The 20472-nt window shown below is 58.0% G+C and carries 19 protein-coding genes and 1 tRNA gene; 15 read left to right on the forward strand and 5 right to left on the reverse strand.

Features of this window, described 5'->3' with window-relative positions; all coding sequences use genetic code 11:
* Positions 1-46: 46 nt before the first annotated feature.
* From ccoN to BFV97_RS03310, 10 genes are all read left to right on the forward strand, one after another.
* On the forward strand, positions 47-1660 hold the full coding sequence (gene ccoN, locus BFV97_RS03265; RefSeq protein ID WP_069298855.1) for a cytochrome-c oxidase, cbb3-type subunit I: 1614 nt from the start codon (positions 47-49) through the stop codon (positions 1658-1660).
* Positions 1661-1672: 12 nt separating this feature from the next.
* Positions 1673-2398 carry a cytochrome-c oxidase, cbb3-type subunit II gene (gene ccoO, locus BFV97_RS03270; RefSeq protein ID WP_069298856.1) on the forward strand — a complete coding sequence of 242 codons (726 nt, stop codon included), beginning with the start codon at positions 1673-1675 and terminating at the stop codon, positions 2396-2398.
* Positions 2399-2407: 9 nt separating this feature from the next.
* Positions 2408-2650 (forward strand): cbb3-type cytochrome c oxidase subunit 3, encoded by a 243-nt coding sequence (locus BFV97_RS03275; RefSeq protein ID WP_069298857.1) that lies wholly within the window; start codon positions 2408-2410, stop codon positions 2648-2650.
* Positions 2650-3522: a cytochrome-c oxidase, cbb3-type subunit III gene (gene ccoP / locus BFV97_RS03280; protein ID WP_069298858.1), complete on the forward strand. Its 873-nt coding sequence runs from the start codon at positions 2650-2652 to the stop codon at positions 3520-3522. The genes BFV97_RS03275 and ccoP overlap by 1 nt, the downstream gene beginning before the upstream one ends.
* A 168-nt stretch (positions 3523-3690) precedes the next feature.
* Positions 3691-5127: a cytochrome c oxidase accessory protein CcoG gene (ccoG, locus tag BFV97_RS03285; RefSeq protein WP_069298859.1), complete on the forward strand. Its 1437-nt coding sequence runs from the start codon at positions 3691-3693 to the stop codon at positions 5125-5127.
* A gap of 1 nt (position 5128) precedes the next feature.
* Positions 5129-5581, forward strand: a complete 453-nt coding sequence (locus BFV97_RS03290) for a FixH family protein (protein WP_069298860.1) — start codon at positions 5129-5131, stop codon at positions 5579-5581.
* Entirely contained in the window at positions 5578-7743 is a 2166-nt protein-coding gene (locus tag BFV97_RS03295) for a heavy metal translocating P-type ATPase (RefSeq protein WP_069298861.1), read from the forward strand. Before BFV97_RS03290 ends, BFV97_RS03295 begins: the two co-directional genes overlap by 4 nt.
* Complete coding sequence (ccoS, locus tag BFV97_RS03300; protein WP_069298862.1) at positions 7740-7892, forward strand: cbb3-type cytochrome oxidase assembly protein CcoS; 153 nt, start codon at positions 7740-7742, stop codon at positions 7890-7892. The genes BFV97_RS03295 and ccoS overlap by 4 nt, the downstream gene beginning before the upstream one ends.
* Positions 7893-8050: 158 nt before the next feature.
* A complete protein-coding gene (locus tag BFV97_RS03305) occupies positions 8051-8827 on the forward strand; it encodes a sulfotransferase family 2 domain-containing protein (protein WP_069298863.1) in 777 nt (258 codons plus the stop codon).
* Positions 8824-9732, forward strand: a complete 909-nt coding sequence (locus tag BFV97_RS03310) for a hypothetical protein (protein WP_069298864.1) — start codon at positions 8824-8826, stop codon at positions 9730-9732. The genes BFV97_RS03305 and BFV97_RS03310 overlap by 4 nt, the downstream gene beginning before the upstream one ends.
* 59 nt (positions 9733-9791) lie before the next feature.
* On the opposite strand, the gene BFV97_RS03315 is transcribed toward BFV97_RS03310, so the two are convergent.
* Positions 9792-10823, reverse strand: coding sequence for a LacI family DNA-binding transcriptional regulator (locus BFV97_RS03315; RefSeq protein ID WP_245667546.1), 1032 nt, complete (start codon positions 10821-10823; stop codon positions 9792-9794).
* A gap of 98 nt (positions 10824-10921) precedes the next feature.
* On the opposite strand from BFV97_RS03315, the gene BFV97_RS03320 reads away from it, so the two are divergent.
* From BFV97_RS03320 to BFV97_RS03340, 5 genes are read left to right on the forward strand one after another with little or no spacing between them, the layout of a single operon-like run.
* Positions 10922-12433 (forward strand): tripartite tricarboxylate transporter permease, encoded by a 1512-nt coding sequence (locus tag BFV97_RS03320; protein ID WP_069298865.1) that lies wholly within the window; start codon positions 10922-10924, stop codon positions 12431-12433.
* Entirely contained in the window at positions 12430-12900 is a 471-nt protein-coding gene (locus BFV97_RS03325; protein ID WP_069298866.1) for a tripartite tricarboxylate transporter TctB family protein, read from the forward strand. The genes BFV97_RS03320 and BFV97_RS03325 overlap by 4 nt, the downstream gene beginning before the upstream one ends.
* Before the next feature lie 53 nt (positions 12901-12953).
* The gene (locus tag BFV97_RS03330) at positions 12954-13916 is read left to right on the forward strand and encodes a tripartite tricarboxylate transporter substrate binding protein (RefSeq protein ID WP_069298867.1); all 963 of its coding nucleotides are present in this window, start codon (positions 12954-12956) and stop codon (positions 13914-13916) included.
* Positions 13913-15379 carry an acylating sulfoacetaldehyde dehydrogenase gene (gene sauS, locus BFV97_RS03335; protein WP_281200933.1) on the forward strand — a complete coding sequence of 489 codons (1467 nt, stop codon included), beginning with the start codon at positions 13913-13915 and terminating at the stop codon, positions 15377-15379. The genes BFV97_RS03330 and sauS overlap by 4 nt, the downstream gene beginning before the upstream one ends.
* The gene (locus tag BFV97_RS03340; protein ID WP_069298869.1) at positions 15376-16890 is read left to right on the forward strand and encodes an AMP-binding protein; all 1515 of its coding nucleotides are present in this window, start codon (positions 15376-15378) and stop codon (positions 16888-16890) included. The genes sauS and BFV97_RS03340 overlap by 4 nt, the downstream gene beginning before the upstream one ends.
* Before the next feature lie 291 nt (positions 16891-17181).
* Here the strand turns inward: BFV97_RS03340 and BFV97_RS03345 are convergent.
* The 4 genes from BFV97_RS03345 to glpX form a co-directional block, all read right to left on the reverse strand.
* Positions 17182-17256 (reverse strand) — tRNA-Glu (locus tag BFV97_RS03345).
* Positions 17257-17331: 75 nt separating this feature from the next.
* Positions 17332-19077, reverse strand: a complete 1746-nt coding sequence (gene recJ / locus BFV97_RS03350) for a single-stranded-DNA-specific exonuclease RecJ (RefSeq protein WP_069298870.1) — start codon at positions 19075-19077, stop codon at positions 17332-17334.
* A complete protein-coding gene (locus BFV97_RS03355; RefSeq protein WP_069298871.1) occupies positions 19070-19417 on the reverse strand; it encodes a hypothetical protein in 348 nt (115 codons plus the stop codon). The genes recJ and BFV97_RS03355 overlap by 8 nt, the downstream gene beginning before the upstream one ends.
* A 10-nt stretch (positions 19418-19427) precedes the next feature.
* Positions 19428-20393 carry a class II fructose-bisphosphatase gene (gene glpX, locus BFV97_RS03360; RefSeq protein ID WP_069298872.1) on the reverse strand — a complete coding sequence of 322 codons (966 nt, stop codon included), beginning with the start codon at positions 20391-20393 and terminating at the stop codon, positions 19428-19430.
* Positions 20394-20472: the final 79 nt, after the last annotated feature.

The raw sequence follows: 20472 nt of genomic DNA on the forward strand, positions 1-20472 counted from the left end.
ACAGGAGTGTCTGCTTTGGCAGTGCTCGTCATTTTCGAGGTGTCAGATGGACTATATCAAGGCTTTCTTATTGGCCGGGGTCGCGCTTGTTGCGGCTATGGGCGCGAATTGGGCGCTGGACCCGGCCTATCAACTACATGCGGTGCTGATTCTCATCATTGCGCTGGTCATGTTTGTGCGGGTGATCCGCAACGCGGGGGAACCGCGGGCGGTTAAACCTGTGCCAACGGGTTATGACGACGGGGTGATCCGCGCCGGCGTGATCGCCACCGCCTTTTGGGGGATCATCGGTTTCGTGGTGGGGACGTTTATCGCGTTCCAACTGGCCTTTCCCGAGTTGAACTTCGACTGGGGTCAGCCGTTTACAAACTTTGGCCGGTTGCGGCCGCTGCATACCTCTGCGGTGATCTTTGCTTTTGGTGGTAACGGCCTGATCGCGACCTCTTTTTACGTGGTTCAACGCACCGGCGCGACGCGGCTTTGGGGCGGGAACCTCGCGTGGTTTGTGTTCTGGGGCTATCAGCTGTTTATCGTGCTGGCAGCGACGGGCTATTTGCTGGGATCAACCCAGTCCAAAGAATACGCCGAGCCTGAATGGTATGTGGACATCTGGCTGACGATTGTATGGCTTGCCTATCTTGCGGTGTTTCTTGGCACGATCTTCAAGCGGCGCGAGCGTCATATCTATGTGGCGAACTGGTTCTACCTTGCCTTCATCATCACTGTGGCGATGCTGCATGTGATCAATAACCTGTCCATTCCGGTGTCCATCTGGGGCAGCAAATCGGTGCAGGTCTTTGCCGGTGTACAGGATGCCATGACCCAGTGGTGGTACGGCCACAACGCAGTGGGCTTTTTCCTGACGGCGGGCTTCCTTGGCATGATGTACTACTTTGTGCCCAAACAGGCAGAGCGTCCGGTCTACAGCTATAAACTGTCGATCATCCACTTCTGGGCGCTGATCTTCCTTTATATCTGGGCCGGCCCGCACCATTTGCATTACACAGCACTGCCGGACTGGGCGTCGACCCTTGGTATGGTGTTCTCGATTATCCTGTGGATGCCCAGCTGGGGCGGTATGATCAACGGTCTGATGACCCTGCAAGGGGCTTGGGACAAGCTGCGCACCGATCCGATCCTGCGGATGTTCGTCCTGTCTCTCGGCTTTTATGGCATGTCCACCTTTGAGGGTCCGATGATGTCGATCCGCGCGGTCAACAGCCTCAGCCACTACACTGACTGGACCATCGGTCATGTGCATTCCGGCGCGTTGGGCTGGAACGGCATGATCACATTTGCCTGTCTCTACTTCCTGACACCCCGTCTGTGGGGCCGCGACAAGATGTATTCCATGAGCGCGATCAACTGGCACTTCTGGTTGGCGACCATCGGTATCGTTCTTTACGCGGCATCCATGTGGGTGACTGGCATCATGGAGGGCCTGATGTGGCGTGAAGTGGATGATCAGGGGTTCCTTGTGAACTCTTTCGCAGACACCGTAGCCGCAAAATTCCCAATGTATGTGGTGCGCGGTCTGGGCGGGGTGATGTTCCTTGCCGGAGCGGTGATCATGGTGTGGAACATGTGGATGACCATCCGCGGCCCCAAAGCGGCGAGGGCAGGTGCCACTGGCACCGTCCCGACCGTCGCAGCAGAATAAGGAGTTCGGAAAATGGCCTTTCTCGACAAACATGCAATCCTTGAAAGAAGTCCGACCCTGTTGCTGGTCAGCTCCCTTCTGGTGGTCTCCATCGGCGGGATCGTGGAAATCGCGCCGCTGTTCTGGCTGGAAAACACCATTGAGGAAGTAGAGGGCGTGCGCCCCTACTCCCCGCTGGAGCTGACCGGACGGGACATCTATGTGCGCGAGGGCTGCTATCTCTGTCACAGCCAGATGATCCGCCCGATGCGCGACGAAGTGGAACGCTACGGGCATTATTCACTGGCCGCAGAGTCCATGTACGATCACCCGTTCCAATGGGGGTCAAAGCGGACCGGACCGGATGTGGCCCGCGTAGGCGGGCGCTATTCGGACGCATGGCACGTAGAACACCTGAAAGACCCGCAGTCGGTCGTGCCGGAATCCATCATGCCGAAATACGAGTTTCTGGCAGAGACCCGCATTGACGCATCCCAGATCAAGGCGCTGCTGAAGACCCACCGCTTTGTGGGGGTGCCTTATGACGATGACATGCTGGAAAACGCCGTGGCGGATTTCTATGCGCAGGCCGATCCAGACAGTGATTACGACGGTTTGCTGGAACGCTATCCGGGGGCGGCGGTGGCCAACTTTGACGGCGCAAAAGAGCTGACCGAGATGGATGCGCTGGTGGCCTATCTGCAGGTTCTCGGCACGATGGTCGATTTCTCGACCTTCACCCCCGATGCAAGCCGATAGGAGGGCGCGATGGACACCTATTCCTTCCTGCGCGAAATGGCGGACAGTTGGTTCCTGCTGGCAATGTTCTGCTTTTTCATCGGCGCGATCCTGTTTCTGTTCCGCCCCGGCAACCGGCAGATGCACAAAGAGGCGAGCCAGATTCCCCTGCGCGATAGCCAGCCCTTTGGTGCAGCCTATGACACCGGAAATGAACCCGCCCCGCGCGGCTGTGCGGGCGATTGCCCCGATTGTATCAAGAGGACAAACTGATGTCTGACCATACTGAAAAAAACGTGGATGAAGTCACCGGCGTTGAAACCACCGGTCATAGCTGGGACGGTATCGAAGAGCTGAACAACCCGATGCCGCGCTGGTGGCTCTGGAGCCTTTACGCAACCATCGTCTGGGGCATTGCCTATACCATCGCCTATCCCGCTTGGCCGCTGATCTCTGGCGCGACGACCGGGGTGCTTGGCTGGTCAACGCGGGCGGATGTGGCCCGCGATATTGAAACCCACAACGCAAAGAACGGACCACTGGTAGAGCAGCTTTTGGCCACCGAGATGAACCGTTTGCCCGAAAATCCGGACCTGTTGCGCTATGCGGTGGCACGGGGCGGCGCGGTGTTCAAAGCGCAATGTTCCCAGTGTCACGGCTCTGGTGCGGCCGGGTTCAAAGGCTATCCCAACCTGCTGGACGACGACTGGCTCTGGGGCGGCAGTCTGGATGACATCACCTACTCCGTGCGCCACGGTATCCGGAACGACACGGACGATGATGCCCGCTTTTCCCAGATGCCGGCGTTTGGCGAATTTATGGAGAAAGAGCAGATTCGCGGCGTGGCGGAATACGTCTACTCCCTGTCCAACAGCGATGCGGACGCGGTGTTGGCCGCAAGCGGACAGCCGCTCTTTGCAGAGCAATGCGCAGCCTGTCACGGTGAAACCGGATTGGGCGACCGCGAACAGGGTGCCCCCAACCTTGCCGATGCGATCTGGCTTTATGGCGGCGATCGGGAGTCCCTGATCCACACCATCACCTATTCCCGGTTTGGCATCATGCCTGCATGGGGCCAGCGCCTGATCGAAGCGGATGTGCGTGCGGTGTCGGCCTATGTCCACGGGCTTGGCGGCGGCGAGTAACCCTGACCGGCTGAAAATTTGCGAATACGGCACTGACCCCCCTACGCGGTGCCGTTCCCCCGAAACGGCCCTGTTCGCAAACAAGCCGTTTCGGGGGTCTTTTTGATCCACATCAAAGCGCGCCTGATTCTTCTGCTGTAAGAGAGGGCTGCGAACAGGATTAATACCATGACCCAGACCACGCCTCCTTCTCTTTACGCGGCGCAAGAGCCCGTGTTTCCCCGCAAGGTTTCGGGCAAATTCCGCCGTCTGAAATGGTGGATCATGCTGGTGACGCTGGGGATTTACTACCTGCTGCCGTGGATTCGCTGGGATCGCGGGCCGAACCTGCCGGATCAGGCTGTGCTGCTGGATATGGCGGGGCGGCGGTTCTACTTTTTCTGGATCGAAATCTGGCCACACGAGTTCTACTTTGTCGCCGGATTGCTGGTCATGGCGGGGCTGGGATTGTTCCTGTTCACCTCGGCGCTTGGGCGGGTGTGGTGTGGCTATACCTGCCCGCAAACGGTCTGGACCGATCTGTTCATTCTGGTGGAGCGTTGGGTCGAAGGGGACCGCAACGCGCGGGTGCGCTTGTGGAAGGCGAAATGGGATTTTCACAAATGGCGGCTGCGGCTGACGAAATGGGCAATCTGGCTTGCGATTGCGATGGCCACGGGCGGGGCTTGGGTGTTCTACTTCACCGATGCACCGACGCTGGCACGGGATCTGCTGCGTTTTGACGCCCACCCGATTGCCTATGGCACCATCGCGGTGCTGACGGCGACAACCTTTGTCTTTGGCGGTTTCCTGCGTGAACAGGTTTGCATCTACATGTGCCCCTGGCCGCGCATTCAGGCCGCGATGATGGACCCTGACACGATCACAGTAGCCTACCGCGACTGGCGGGGAGAGCCGCGCGGCAAGCATCGCAAAGCCATCCAACCGGCCGAGACCGCACCGCGCGGGGATTGCATCGACTGTATGGCCTGCGTTAACGTGTGTCCGATGGGGATCGACATCCGCGACGGACAGCAGATGGAATGTATCACCTGCGCGCTGTGCATCGACGCCTGTGATGATGTGATGGACAGGATCGGCAAACCGCGGGGGCTGATCGACTATCTGGCGCTGTCAGATGAACCGGCAGAACGGGCCGGTGCCGCGCCCAAACCGCTCTGGCGGCATGTTCTGCGGCCCAGAACGCTGTTTTATACCGCACTCTGGTCTCTGGTCGGGGTCGGCCTGATTTATGCGCTGTTCATGCGTTCGGACATGGAACTGGCGGTGTCGCCCCTGCGCAACCCCACCTATGTGACGCTCTCGGATGGCAGCATCCGCAACATTTACGATGTCAGGATGCGCAACAAACATTCCGAGGCGCGGGTGTTCCAGCTCTCTGTGACCGGCGACACGGGTGTGCAGTTGCAACTGGAAGGACAGGCGGAAGGGCGCAGCATTCTTGTGCCAGCGGACCGGACCTACCTGCAGCGGGTCTACGTCACCGCACCGCGCCGCGATCCGGCGGCAACACAGGCCCGCAGCGAAATTCGCATCTGGGTTGAAGACACAGCCACAGGCACGCGGGCGTCCCAAGAAACAACCTTTAACGGAAAGGCAGAATGATATGGTCAAGCGGATTACAGGATGGCATGTGTTCGGGTCTTTCGCGCTGGCGTTTTCGGTGATTATCGGGGTCAATCTGGTTCTGGCCTATAACGCCGTAAGCAGCTTTCCGGGGCTTGAGGTTAAAAACTCCTACGTGGCAAGCCAGAGCTTTGACGCCGACCGCGATGCGCAGCTTGCCTTGGGCTGGGATGTCGGCGCCTTTGTGCAGGACGGCAATCTGACCCTGAATATCGACAAAGCCGGCACGCCGGTTTCGGTTCTGATCGAACAGGCCACATTCGGACGGGCCACCAGTGTGGCACAGGATCAGGAATTGCAGTTCCGCCGCCAAAACGGGGCCTATGTCGCGCCGGTAGTGGCCGGTGCGGGGAACTGGAACCTGCGGCTGAAAGCCCGCGCGCCCAATGGCACATTGTTCCAGCAGCGCATTATCGTGAGGGTCTTGCAATGAGCAGTGCTGTTTCCGCATCCCCGTGTCCGGGCTGTATCCCGGCAACGCTGGTTTCTGAACATGTCGCCAAGAAGATAAAGTCAAACCTGCGGTTTTCGGTTCCGACCGTGCATTGTGCCGCCTGTATCGCCAAAATCGAACAGGGCTTGCTGGCGGTGCCGGGCATTCGGGACGCGCGGGTGAACCTGTCGCTTAAACGTTTGGGCGTTCAGGCCGACGACAGTATCAGCGAAACGCAGATTGCCGAACATCTGAACGCTTTGGGTTTTGCCGCCTACCCACTGGATCAAGAGGCGCTGGGAACGGACACGGACCCCGAAGGCCGCGCCCTTCTGCTGCGTCTGGCAGTGGCGGGGTTTGCCATGATGAACGTCATGCTTTTGTCAGTGGCGGTCTGGTCGGGTGCGACAGATGCCACGCGGGACCTGTTCCATCTGATCTCGGCCACGATTGCCGTGCCGGTGGTCGCTTTCTCCGGGCAGCCGTTCTTCAAAAGTGCGTGGACGGCGCTGCGGCATCGCCGGTTGAATATGGACGTGCCGATCTCGCTGGCGATTGTGCTGGCGGTGGGCATGTCCTTGTTTGAGTCCCGCCAGAGCGGGGCGCATGCCTATTTCGACGCGGCCCTGTCGCTGACCTTCTTTCTGCTGATCGGCAAGTTCCTAGAGCATAAAACCCGTGGTGCCGCCCGTTCCGCAGCAAGGGAGCTATCCGCACTAGAGGTCCACAGGGCGAGCGTTCTGATTGACGGTCAGGCTGTATCTCGTGCGGTGTCGGAACTGGCGGTGGGGGATCATATCCTTGTGCCAAGCGGCATGCGAGTGCCTGTGGACGGAGACCTCTTGTCCCCGACAGCCCAGATGGACCGCTCTTTCCTGACCGGAGAGTCCGAAGAAATAGAGGTTCTGGCCGGTGCCGCCTTGCAGGCCGGTGAGGTCAATCTCGGCGGGCCGCTGACCCTGCGGGCCACCGCTGTGGGCGAGGATACCACCCTGCGCCGTGTGGCGGCTATGGTCGAACTGGCTGAAACCGGACGCAACAGTTATACCTCTCTGGCAGCGCGGGCGGCGCAGGTCTATGCCCCTGTCGTTCACCTGCTGGCGCTGCTGGCGTTTCTAGGCTGGCTGGCGGCCAGCCATGACGTGCGAATGTCGTTGAATATTGCCGTTGCGGTGCTGATCATCACCTGTCCCTGCGCCTTGGGGCTGGCGGTTCCCGCTGTGTCCACCGGTGCAATTGGCAAGCTGTTTTCAACGGGTCTTCTGGTGCGCCATGCCACTGCGCTGGAACGTCTGGCAGAGGTGGATCTGGCCGTGTTTGACAAGACAGGCACGCTGACCCGTCCGGGATTTGACGTGACAACCAGCGGGCTGAGCGCGGTTGAACAGTCGATCCTTCTGGGGCTGGCGCAGGCTTCGGATCATCCGGTCAGCAAAGCCATTGCCGGAACGCTGGGGCCGCAGATGAAGGCGGCGGCGCTGGAGCAGATCGAAGAAATCAAAGGCGCTGGTGTGCAGGCCTATTTTGGCGGGGAGCGTGTGCAACTGGGGCGGGCCGACTGGCTTGGTGCGGATTTTTCCGGCACCGGCTTGCGGATCGGGGGGTCGCGTGTGCGCAAGATTGAAACCACCGAAACCCTGCGCGACGGAGCAAAAACCGCCGTTGCTGCACTGCAAAAGGCCGGTATCCCTGTTCACATCCTGACCGGCGACCGGCGCGAGGCTGCGGTGGACATCGCCCATCAACTCGGGGTGCGCGACATTCAGGCGAGCGTCCGTGCCGAGGCCAAACTGGAGCGGCTGAAGGATCTTGAGAAACAGGGGTATAAGGTTCTGATGGTGGGGGACGGGTTGAATGACACTGCGGCACTTGCCGGTGCCCATGCGTCTATGGCGCCATCCTCTGCACTTGATGCCTCGCGTAATGCTGCGGACATCGTGATGCTGCGACAGGATCTGGCAAGCATTCCGCTGGCGCTGGCGGTGGCACGATCTACAGTGAAACTGTCCCGGCAGAATTTCGCGATTGCCGCCGGATACAACATGATTGCGATCCCGATCGCACTGGCGGGATTTGCCACGCCGCTGTTGGCAGCACTGGCGATGTCCACGTCTTCCGTGACAGTTCTGGCAAACGCGATGCGCGTAAGGTTTGTAAAATGAATGTACTGGCTGTTCTGATCCCTGTGTCCCTGATCCTTGGCGGGGTCGGCTTGGTGGGGTTTTTGTGGACCGTGCGCAATGCGCAATATGACGACCCAGAAGGCAGCGCGGCGCGCATCCTGCTGGACGATGACACGCCGACAGACTAGCCGCGCGGCGCAAATACCCGCCGCGCGACAGGGGCCATTCCCACTTCCACAGGGGCGGAAATTGCTGTAATCCCGAAAACAGGCAAGCAGAACAGCCCTGCTGCGGTGCGCTTATGCGCTGTAGAAACAGGGATCAAGACCGGTAAGGGAGAGTGGATATGGCGTTCAAGGACGGGATTCTGGACAATTATCTCCATGAGCGGCATTTCCTGCAAACCGTCTATATGCCTGCGTTCCAACCGGCAGGACGCAGTTTTGTCTATATGAAAAACCACAAGGCGGCCTGCACAACCGTGATCGCCACATTGATGGCGCATCTGCTGGCAGAGATGGGCGACAACCGCGATATTTCCATGCAGAACGTGCATAAACCGCCGATGGATGTGATCCACGCGGGCAAGCGCACCCTGTCGCTGGAGCGTGCCTTGAATGCGCTGCAATCCCCTGAAGTGTTCCGCTTTACGGCGGTGCGCGAACCGGTCAGCCGCACCGTGAGCGCATGGGCCGACAAAGTGGCAGGGCAGGGCGCGAAGAAGCACAAGCTGATGGACAAACTCGGGCGCCCCAAAGACGAAGACCTCAGCCTGTCGGCCTTTCTGGATGTGCTGGCCCACAACCCCGAAGCGCTTGACGTGGATCGCCACTGGCGCCCCCAGAGCAAGGAAATCTCTTGGGGGCTGATTAACTACGATGTGGTCGGGACCACGGATGATCTGGAACCGGCCTTGCAAGACATCGTTTCGGCCTGTTTTGGCAAGGCGCAGCCGATGGTGCAGGACACTCGCAGCTCGCTCGGGCATAAAACCTCCAGCAAAGAACTGGTGGCAGGGCTGACACGCAAGGACCGGCGCAACATCGAGCGGGCTTTTGCCGCCGACCTTGAGATGTACGAGTCTGTCAAAAGCCGCCAGATACAAACGGTGCTCGCCCTATGAACAAGCCAACCCAGATTGACCTGCAAAACCATCTCGCCAGTGTCGGTGGGGAAAAAGGCTTTTTTGAAGAGCTAGGCAACCAGCATTCCGCCCTCTTCGTGCAAGGTGAAGGGCAGGGCGGTAAAACCCTGTTCGTGACCTTTGAAAACCTCGATGATGTGGCCAAAGACGCCGAACACCGGATGCCTTGGGGGTATAATTTTGTGACAGGGCAGGGTTGGTCCATGCTTGGGATGATGGCCCATGGCTGGACATGGTACCGCGACGAAGCCGTGTTCGATTTCTTCGACCGCCTGCGCGATGAAGGTTTTTTCAAGCAGTTTGACAATGTCCTGTTCTACGGTGCCTCAATGGGCGCTTATGCAGCAAGCGTGTTTAACGCCGCCGCCCCCGGTTCAACCGTGATCCTGCTGTCCCCGCAAGCCACGCTCAGCCGCGATGTGGCGTCTTGGGAGACCCGTTACCGCAAGGCATGGGCACGGGATTTTTCCTCGCGCTATGGCTACGGGCCGGTCGAATCCTTGCAGGCCAAGCAAGTGCACCTGTTCTACGATCCACAAGCCAGCCTCGACGCGATGCACGCCGCCCTGTTTCAGGGCGAAAACGTGCGCAAGTATAAATGCCGCTTCATGGGCCACCGCATCGCCTCGCTCTGGCAGCAGATGGGCGTGCTCAAACAGGTCGTGCTCGGCTGTGTGGAGGACACGCTGACAACGGCTGCGTTCTACGGAATGATGCGGGCCAGATTGCACAACCACCGCTATCAAAAGGAAATGCTGAACCGGCTGCTGGAAAAGAACCGCCCCCATCTGGTAGCACGCTACACCCGCGCGGTCCTCAACACCCGAGGCGGCCCCAACTTCCGCAAAGCCCTGCGTGCGGCAGAAGAGCAGATGAAGTCTTAGATCGGGTCGATCAAATAGCATTTGTTGCCCCGCTCCCCATTCGCGGCTGCAAATTACATTTACGTCAGCCGAATGGTTGATCCGCGAGCGGCCAGAAGCAAATCACATTCGAAGGCGTTCGAGTTGTCTGGCAGCTGGGCAACGGAATCCAGAATGAGTCTTGCGGCAACCATACCTATTTGCTTTGCGGGTATCCGGATTGTTGAAATAGACGGTTCAAATTCTGCTGATCCCTTAAAATCCCCGATCCCCATCACTGACAAATGTTGCGGAACGTCCAGACCGATGTGTCGGGCGGCAAACAGAACGCCCTGCGCGATAATGTCATTGCCGCAGAGAATTGCAGTTGGCCGGTTGATCTGTTGTAGCATCGTTGCGCTGGCGCGTTTTGCCTCCGCGATGCTATAGGGCGCTTCAAGGCGCCATTCTGTTGGCACGTTAATTCCGGCGCTTTGCAAGGCTTCCAGTGCGCCTTCCAGCCGGTCTTTGGCGCGGTCGTTCCCGTCCGTTTCCGGAAAGACCAAACCGATCTCGCGGTGTCCCAGATCTATAAGGTGCTGTGCGGCCATGCGTCCGGCTTTGGAGTTTTGCACACCGACGCAAGGCAACCGTGCACCCTGCGCATAATTCCAGATCGCAACGGCAGGCAGTTCCTGCTGCTCTATCAGCTTGTACGAGGCGTCGGAGTGCTCCAACCCGATCACAGCGATACCGTCCACGCGGTGTTCCATCAATTTCCGCAGCATTTGATATTCGCGTTCCAGATCAAATCCATGAGACGCGATGAGCATTGTGAATCCGTTTTCGTCCAGTTCAGCCGAAAACGACTGGATGAGTTCGGCAAAGATCGCATTGTCGATTGTGGGAACCACAAGGCCGATAGTAGCGGTGCGTCTTCCGTGCATAACCTGTGCGGCGCGATTGCGGATATACCCTACGCGCTGCACGGCGCGGTCGATTTTTTTGCGAGTCGCCGGTTTCAGCAGTTCGGGATGATTGAAGCTGCGAGAGACCGTGGAAATAGAGACGCCGGCGGCTTGGGCAACGTCCACAATATCAGGCTTATTAATTGTTTTAGAACGATTATTCACGACATTATCCTGATTTTATGAAAACATTTGCAAAACTATTTTCATCTCTTAGGCTGAAAAGTCAAGACTGCGGTAAGGCTGGTCGGGGGGAAGAAAGCTTGGAATTTCTGTACTACTTTGCGGATGTGTTCACGCCCTTGTCGTTTGGGCTATTACTCCTTGGAACGATCGGCGGACTGATCCTTGGTGCAACGCCCGGCCTATCGCCAACGATGGCGGTTGCGTTGCTGATTCCGTTCACATTTCACCTACCGGCGACCCAAGGGCTTATCCTGCTTGGCGCGGCCTACACATCGACAGTTGCAGGCGGTGCGGTCAGTGCGATCCTGCTCAAGATACCGGGGGCACCCGCCAATATTGCTACCACACTAGACGGTCACCCTATGGCGCGGCAGGGCAAGGGGGCCAAAGCGTTGCAGCTGAGCTTTCTTGCGTCTGCTGTCGGGGGCGTCTTTGGCGTCCTGCTTTTGATTTTCCTTACTCCGCTTCTGTCTGAATGGGCTTTGGCCTTCGGCCCAAGCCATCTGTTCTGGTTAGCCATTCTGGGGGTTACCGTCATCGGCTCGCTCGACAGCGCCTCGGTTGTGAAAGGGTTGCTGTCAGGTTGTATCGGCCTCTGGCTCGCGACTATCGGCTTTGATGACATTATGGGCGCACAGCGGTTTATCTTTCACCCCTCCCTTGGCGGCGGGATAAACATCATTGCAGCCCTCATCGGGTTGTTTGCGATCCCCCAAGTGATAACCATGTTTGCAAAAGGCCGACAGGACAACAGTGCCGAGGTTCTCGTGGTTGAAAAGCACTCTATCAGAGATGCCATCCGCGAAATGATGCGCCGCCCCAAGGCGCTGACCATCGGAACTCTCACAGGGTCGATCATCGGACTCATTCCCGGGGTCGGCGGTCAGATCGCCGGACTGGTAGCCTATGATCAGACCAAGAAATTCAGCTCGGAACCTGAGAGATTTGGCAGGGGCCATAGCGAGGGGGTTATCGCGGCGGAGGCTGCCAACAATGCTATGGTCGGGCCAAGCCTCGTGCCATTGCTGACCTTGTCAATTCCCGGTTCCCCCACTGCGGCAGTTTTGCTTGGCGGGCTTTTGATCCACGGAATTTTTCCGGGCTCCGATCTGTTTGACAATCACCCCGATGTTGCCTGGACGTTTATCAATTCCATGCTGATCGGGCAGGTTCTTATGTGCATCTTTGGCCTTTATGTGGCGGGGCTGGCAGCGCGGGTCGCACAGGTTCCGCAAAGCGTTATGGCTGCGATTGTGCTCGGGCTGGCGGTGTTTGGCAGCTATTCCGTCCAGTCGAGCATGGGCGATGTCTATGTGATGGCCTCGCTTGGGGTGATGATGTATTTTCTGGAGCGTTTCGGCTTTTCGGCTGCGCCGCTTGTGCTGGGGCTGATCCTTGGACCCATTGCCGAAGCAAATTTCATTCAGGGAAGCATGATCGCAAATGCGACAAACGGCATGGCACCCTACTTCCTGTCGGGTGCGCTGAATATCTCGTTGATCGTTATTGTGATCGCGTCTGTCGCCTATTCGGCTTGGATGGAACTACGCTCACGACGTTATACTTCAAAAGAGGAGATCATTGGATGAGTATGCCAAGCCTTCCCCGAATCCAGCACATTCTGGCATCGGGCGTCGTCGCCGCGGTTGGTCTCTGGGTTGCCTCGATCAGCTACACTGCACAGCCTTCCGAAGCGTTCCTATTCCCGCGGATGATCTCGACGGTCTTTGTCCTTCTCGCGCTTTGGACCTTCTTCAAGGCCGTTCTGGGCTGGACGAAGGTTGGCAACGGTATTTCCGCGCGCCAGTTGGTAAATCTGGCGCCCGGCCTTGCGATTGCACTCATCTACATCTTCTGGGCCGCCAAAGCCGTCGGCTTTTACACCGCAGGAACCGCCGCCTTCTTCATCTTACTTACACTTTACGATCCTGCGCCCCACAACGCGCTAAAAAGCTGGATCAAACGCATAGTCATTACAGCAGGCTATCTTCTTGTTATGTATGGACTCTTTGCAAAGCTGCTAAAGGTTTACACGCCAAGAGAGATTTTTTTCTAACCAGACTGCCGGCAAGGCAGCGTTCACATCAACAATCCTAGGGAGGACGAATTATGAGACATCTTATAGCAAGCGCCGCATTGGCCCTGACGGCTCTGACGGGCACAACTACCTTGGCGGAAGGGTATCCCGAAAGGCCCGTCATGATGATGGTCAGCTACGGTGCAGGCGGTGCGACCGACTTTCAGGCGCGTATCGTAACGATGACAGCCGGAAACGAAGATGCACTTGGCATGCCGGTCGCGATCATTAACAAACCGGGCGCGGGGGGGCGCGTCGGTTGGAACTGGTTTGCAACACAAGCGGATGCGGACGGCTACACCCTTGCAGCTTACAACATCCCCCATTTTATCGCCCAGTCGGTGAAGGGTGGTGTCGAATATTCGGCAGAGAGTTTTGAGCCTATCGCCAACTGGGGCGCTGATCCTGCCGTGTTCGTCGTAGCGGCGGACAGTCCGATGAATTCAATGAACGACGTGGTAAATTACGCCAAGGAAAACCCCGCAAAGCTGACATTCTCCGGTGCGGGGCTTTTTGTGGGCCATCACATTGCAGCCTTGCAACTGGAAAAAACTGCGGGGGTTAAAATGGCCTACATCCCGACCAAAGGCGGTGGTGCGGCTGCGATGAAAGCGGTGATTGCAGGCGACGTTATGGGCGGAGTGAACAACCTGTCCGATGCTTTCCGTGCGCAGCAAGCTGGCAATGTCAAGATTCTCGGCGTGTTCGATCTGGAGCGTAACGCATTTCTACCGGATGTCCCTACACTTAAAGAGCAAGGCTACGACATCGACAATGCCAGTGTGAATTTCCGCGGGATCATGGTCCCGAAAGGAACCCCGCCGGAGGTTATCGACAAGCTCGCCGCTGTTGTGCCGGAAATGTTCAAGAATGCGCGCGTTGCCTCGAAGATGAAAGCAGGTGGATCGCCTATGCACATCATGACCCGTGATGAAGTGAAAGAGATGTGGGCCGCCCGCGAAGAGACTCTCAAGGAACTGCTTGCAGGTCTGTGAACCGAGAAACCAAAGGCTGGGGCGGATCGCGCCCTAGCCAAACCAGAAGGAATTTTGCGATGACCGCTACTGATGAAATCGCGGAGGTCGAGGCGATCATGGATCGCGCCCGCGTTGCCCAGAAAACCTATGAGAACGGCGCCGACCAGACCCGTTACGACCGCGCAGCGCAGGCCGCAGCATGGGCTATCATGGAACCATCGCGCAACAAGGCGCTGGCCGAACTGGCTGTCGCAACCACTGGGCTTGGCAATGTAGCCGACAAGATTATTAAAAATCATCGTAAAACCCTTGGCTTGATGCGGGATATCCAAGGTGTCAAAACCCAAGGCATTCTATGCAACGATCCCGCATCAGGCATCACCGAAATTGCGAGACCAATCGGCGTTGTCGGCGCTGTGGTGCCATCCACTAACCCAGCCGCGACACCTGCCAATAACATTATAAATGCGCTGAAATGTGGGAACGCTGTGGTGGTTGCACCGTCCCCCAAAGGCGTCGCCAGTTGCGAGCTTCTGCTGCGCTATATCTACGATGAATTTGACAAGATCAATCTGGATCGTGATCTGGTGCAGATGATCCCCGCTCCCGGCTCGAAGGCAAAAACGCAGGCGATGATGGAGTTGAGCGACCGGGTCATTTGCACAGGCAGCCAGAACAATGTGCATCGCGCCCAGACCTGCGGCACTCCGGCCGTGGCTGTCGGGGCGGGAAATGTCACTGTGATTGTAGATGAAACCGCGGATTTAACAGCCGCCGCAGAAAAGATTACTGCCTCAAAAACTTTCGACAATGCCACCTCCTGTTCCTCAGAGAATTCGGTGATTGTGGTGGATGATGTGTATGATGACTTCGTGGCGGCTTTGGCCACAGCGGGTGGTGCGCTGGTGCGGGACGAGGCGACGATTGTCTCCAAACTCTGGCCTGACGGACATCTTAACCGTTCCGTCATCGCCCAAGATGCAGATAAAATGATCGACGCCCTTAGTATGACAGGCCAGGTTCCTGCCGACACAAAGTTTCTGGCAGTGGAAACAGCGGGAATCGGGCCGGAACACCCCCTTTCAGGCGAAAAGTTGAGCCGCGTCGTTGCGTTGTACCGCGCAAAGACCTTTGATGAAGCGCAGAAGATTGCCGAACGCATTCTGAAATTCCAAGGTGCCGGTCATTCAATCGGAATACATACAGCCGATGATGCCCGTGCGGTAGCGCTTGGCGCGGCCATGCCCACTTGCCGCGTGATTGTTAATCAGGCCCATACTTATGCTACGGGCGGCTCTTTCAACAACGGGATGCCATTTTCCCTGTCGATGGGCTGCGGAAGCTGGGGCGGCAATGCTATTGACGATAACCTGCACTGGAAGCACTTCATCCAGACAACCAAAGTCATCCGCGAAATCCCGCCAAACGAGCCGTCGCTGGAAGACATATTTTCGGAATACTGGTCGGATGCAGGCAAATGAATTTCGATGCTGAGACACCACCGAAGGGAACGGTGCGGGACTGGCTTGATTATAGGGCAAACAGCTGTAGCGGCGATCGGGCCTATGTTTTCACCGATGGTGCAAAGCCGCTGGAGTGGGGCGATCTGCAGAAGGCCGCGCAGGATCTGGCGCGACGGCTGACGGCAGCAGGTGTTGCAAAAGGTGAAAGCGTAGCCATCCTGCAGCCTAACGGGCGTGATGCCGTTATCAGCCTTTTTGGCGCACTTTACGGCGGCTTTCGCGCCACGGTCATTAATCTAGTCGCAGGCGACGAGGCCATTGGTTATGCATTGGAACACTGCGAGGCGCGGCTGGCGCTGGTTGATCAAAGCCAGATGGCACTGTTCGACCGAACGCGCCCCGAAACGCTCGCGGTTTTGCAGGAAGCGGATGCAGACCTGAAACCTGACCTACACGCATTATCCCCGGATGATGATGCGCTATTGATGTACACTTCCGGCACGACGGGCCGTCCTAAAGGCGTTGTTCATAGCCACTCCAGCCTGCTTGCAGGCGGCTGGACCCCTGCGGTCGCTCATTCCCTCTCAAAGCGCGACAGCGGTCTATGCGTCCTGCCAATCTATCATATCAATGGCCTCTGCGTTACAGTAATGAGCACCCTGCTAACCGGCGGGACGCTTTGCGTTGCGCCCAAATTCTCGGCCAGCAATTTTTGGGAGCAATGCGAGAGCGTCAAAGCCACATGGTTCTCCATAGTGCCGACCATTATCTCCCATCTGCTACACTCAAACACAACACCTTCGCCCGTCACACGCGACCGGATCCGGTTTGGACGCTCGGCCTCATCGCCACTTTCTCCTGATGTACAAACGGCATTTGAAACGCGTTTTGAGGTGCCAATTGTCGAAACAATGGGGCTGACGGAAACTGCTGCACAAATATTGTCGAACCCGCTCCCACCCGGTTTGAGGAAAATAGGATCACCGGGTAAAGCCTTTGGCAACGAGGTCTGTATCCTCTCGTCAAAGCTGGCTCCCATGCCTGCAAACGTACAGGGCGAAATCGCTGTGCGCGGGCCGAATGTCATGCAGAAATATTTCAAAAATCCCGAAGCCACAAAGGCCACATTCACCCCTGACGGTTGGCTGCGCACCGGCGATTTGGGTCATGTGGATGAAGACGGTTACTATTTTGTGACAGGGCGCCTGAAAGAGCTCATCATAAAAGGCGGGGAGAATATCGCGCCACGAGAAATCGATGAAGCCCTTTATACACACCCTGATGTCGTCGAAGCCGCCGCGTTTGCCCGCCCCTGCAACACCTACGGAGAGCGCGTCGAGGCGGCTGTAAAACTGTGTAACGGTTCCACATTGACCTCACCCGAGCTGATCGAAATCTGCATAAGAAAGCTTGGCAAATTCAAATCGCCGGACAGGGTGTATATAATGAAAGAGCTGCCGAAAGGACCGTCAGGGAAGATTCAGCGGATAAAGCTGCCTGACACTACGTTGAATTACAAGAGCGGGTAACTTGCGTCCCCAAACCACCCTAAGAGACGTGAGGTGTCCTTCAAACAGTTGCACTTGCTCCGGCACGAAGGAAGGTTGGTCAAGACAACTTTGTTCTTAGAGATGCCTTACAGTTACCATCCACATGCTTTGAGGAATCTGCTGAAGTTTTACGTCGCTGATCGCTTTTTTCAGGTATCCCGCCGCCAGCGGGAGTATTTTTCGGAACATTGAAGCGTGGGCGCTATTGTGTGGCGTGGCTTTTGCCTGTCGCTTCACTGTTCTGGATGTCTTTGGGGGGCTTAGCAGAAGTGGCAGTCCCTAGGGGAATCGAACCCCTCTTTTCAGGTTGAAAACCTGACGTCCTAACCGATAGACGAAGGGACCGCAGCTTCTGTGAGGGCGCTTTTAGTCATAAGGCCGGGGGGCTGCAAGAGCTTTTTTCGACTATTTTGCACTTTTTTATTCTGCAGGGGCTGCATCTTCCAATCGGAGCTTGGCCTTCTTGCGGCCGCCCCATTCGTCGATCTCAAGACGGCCTGCCAAATGGAATAATTTGCCCCGATTATCCTCTAGCATCGGGCCGATTGCGCTGTCGAACGCGCCAAAGCAGATGGCGTCGATTCGGGCGCCGCCTGAATCCTGTGCGGTCAGGCGCAGATGGTTTTCGCCGGCCCGTTTTGCAAAGGCGATGCGCTGGGCGGGCAGGGCGAACCGGGGGGCAGGGGCACCCGCGCCAAAGGGTCCGGCCTGTTCCAGTTGCTCCACGAGTTCGGTTGTAATCGCGCTTGGCATGACAGACCCGTCGAGCATCAGGTCTTTGGGGCCGATGCTGCTGGCGCCCTGTTTGTCGAGCAATTCTGCCAGCCGTGCCATAGCGGGTTCAAGATTCTCGGCGCTGACAGTCAGGCCGGCTGCCATTTTGTGACCGCCGCCTTTCAGAAGCAGCCCTTCGCGGGTGCAGGTGGCGATGGCGGAGCCGAGATCGATTCCAGTGACCGAGCGTCCCGACCCTTTGCCTTCACCGTTTTCAAAGCCGATCACCACGGTCGGGCGGTTGGTGGCTTCTTTCAGGCGGGCGGCGACGATGCCGACCACGCCGGGGTGCCAACCTTCCTGTGAGGCCCAGACCAATGGCGCGTTAAATCCGCGGGCTTCGGCCTGTTCCATCGCTTGCAGGCGGACCTGTGCCTCTATTTCGCGGCGGTCGTCGTTAAGCTGCGAGAGCTGGTCGGCAATGGCTTCGGCCTCATGGGGGTCATCGGTGGAGAGCAGCCGCGCCCCGAGATCCGCCCGACCGATGCGTCCGCCTGCGTTAATTCGCGGCCCAAGAGCAAAGCCGAGGTGATAGCTGTTAGGTGCCGTCGTCAGCCGTGCGGCATCAGACACGGCAGCCAGCCCGACACGGTTGCGTCGCCCCATGATCACCAACCCCTGCCGCACCAAAGCGCGGTTTAATCCGGTTAACGGGGCGACATCTGCCACAGTGGCCAGCGCCACCAGATCAAGCAGCGCCATAAGGTCCGGTGTTTTTTGTCCATCGGCACGCAGAAGGCGGTTCACAGCTACAAGCGTCAGAAAGACCACTCCGGCGGCGCAGAGGTTGCCAAAGTCGTTGTCTTCATCCTGCCGGTTCGGGTTCACCACGGCAAGCGCGGGGGGCAGGGTCTCGCCGCCCATGTGATGGTCAAGGACGATCACATCGCAGTTTTTGGCAGCGGCAATCGGGTCATGGGACAGCGTTCCGCAATCCACGCAGATGATCAGATCATGTCGGCTGGCAAGGTCCGCCATGGCCGGTTCGTTCGGCCCATAGCCTTCGTCGATGCGGTCGGGGACATAGAGCGTGGCAATCAGTCCCATCTGGCGCAGGTAGTCGATCAGCAGGGCGGCAGAGCTGCCACCGTCCACATCGTAATCGGCAAAAATCGCGATGCGTTCCCGTTTTGAGATCGCCTGCGTGACGCGTTCGGCGGCCCTGTCCATATCGCGAAAGATCGAAGGGTCCGGCATCAGGTCTCGCAGCGCAGGGGACAGATAGGCGGTGGCATTTTCTGGCAGAACACCCAGCCGTGCTAATGTACGTGACAGTGTGGCGGGCAGGCCGGTCTGCTGGGCAATGGCCTGCGCCTGACGGTCTGCATCAGAGGAAAGGCCGACCCAGCGGCGGCCTGTTGCGGAACGGGACACCCCTAGAAAATCAGTCATGTTTGCCTTTGGAGGGCGGTATGCCCCTAAGTTGCCGGATCAACACATAAACGGCCACGCCCCAGCCCAGAACAGCCGCGGTGAGCCAGATGTAGAGAAAACTGTCACCAGCGCCGTCCAGCAGGATCGCACCGACGAGAAGGATGCCGCCGCTCCAGCCGGTGAGCCAGAGCATCAGGAACGCAATCACAAACCAGTTGCGTTTGCGTTCCGGTCGGGCGGCATAAGGGTCAGGCGAAAGCCCGTGGTTATGGCGTTGGCGGAATTCGTCCAGATAGCTGTCGGCAATGGATTTCTTTGCCTCTGTATCAGGTTTGGAGAATCCGACCTTACGCGCCATGCCGTTTTGATCAGTTGTTGTTCTGACGGTATTTGATCCGGCGTACGGAGCCGGTTTTGGACCGCATCAGGATGGTTTCGGTTTCCATGAAGTTGCCGTCTTTGGTGGCACCGTCCAGAATGGACCCGTCTGTGACGCCGGTGGCGGCGAAGATCACATCGGCTGTAACCAGTTCGTCGCGGGTGTAGATCCGGTCAAAATCGGTGATGCCGGCGCGGGTGGCGCGGCCCCGTTCGTCGTCGTTTCGGAAGGTCAGGCGGCCGTAGAATTGCCCGCCCATACATTTCAGCGCCGCAGCAGCCAGAACACCTTCGGGTGCGCCGCCGGAGCCCATGTACATGTCGATGCCGGTTTTGGCGGCTTCGGCGCAATGGATCACACCGGCCACATCACCGTCGGTGATCAGGCGGATGGCGCAGCCTGTTTCGCGCAGTTCCGCGATCATTTCTTCGTGGCGCGGACGCTCCAGAACGCAAACGGTGATCTGGTCGGCATCGCAGCCTTTGGCCTTGGCCAGATTGCGCACCCGCTCTGCCGGAGACATCGCGAAAGTAACCGTGTCCACAGGATAGCCTGGCCCGATGGCGAGTTTGTCCATATAGACATCCGGTGCGTGCAGCATGGAACCGCGCGGCCCCATTGCGATCACAGTCAGCGCGTTGGGCATGTCTTTGGCGGTCAGGGTTGTGCCTTCCAGTGGATCAAGCGCAATATCCACACCCGGACCATTGCCGGTGCCCACTTCTTCGCCGATGAACAGCATCGGGGCTTCGTCCCGTTCGCCTTCACCGATGACCACAACACCGGCGATGTCCAGCATGTTCAACTGTTCGCGCATGGCGTTGACAGCCGCCTGATCAGCGGCTTTTTCGTCACCGCGCCCGATGAGTTTCGCGCTGGCAATGGCAGCGGCTTCGGAAACACGGGCCAAACCCAGTGAAAGCATACGATCGGCAAAGTCTGTGGTGTCGGTCATGAAATACGGTCCTGAAAGTTAATCGACGTTAGCGCCCAAATGCCGCAAAACAGCCGCGGTTACAACTAAAAACCCCCTG

The sequence above is a fragment of the Neptunicoccus sediminis genome (assembly GCF_001719615.1).
GTDB classification, from domain to species: Bacteria; Pseudomonadota; Alphaproteobacteria; order Rhodobacterales; family Rhodobacteraceae; genus Amylibacter; species Amylibacter sediminis.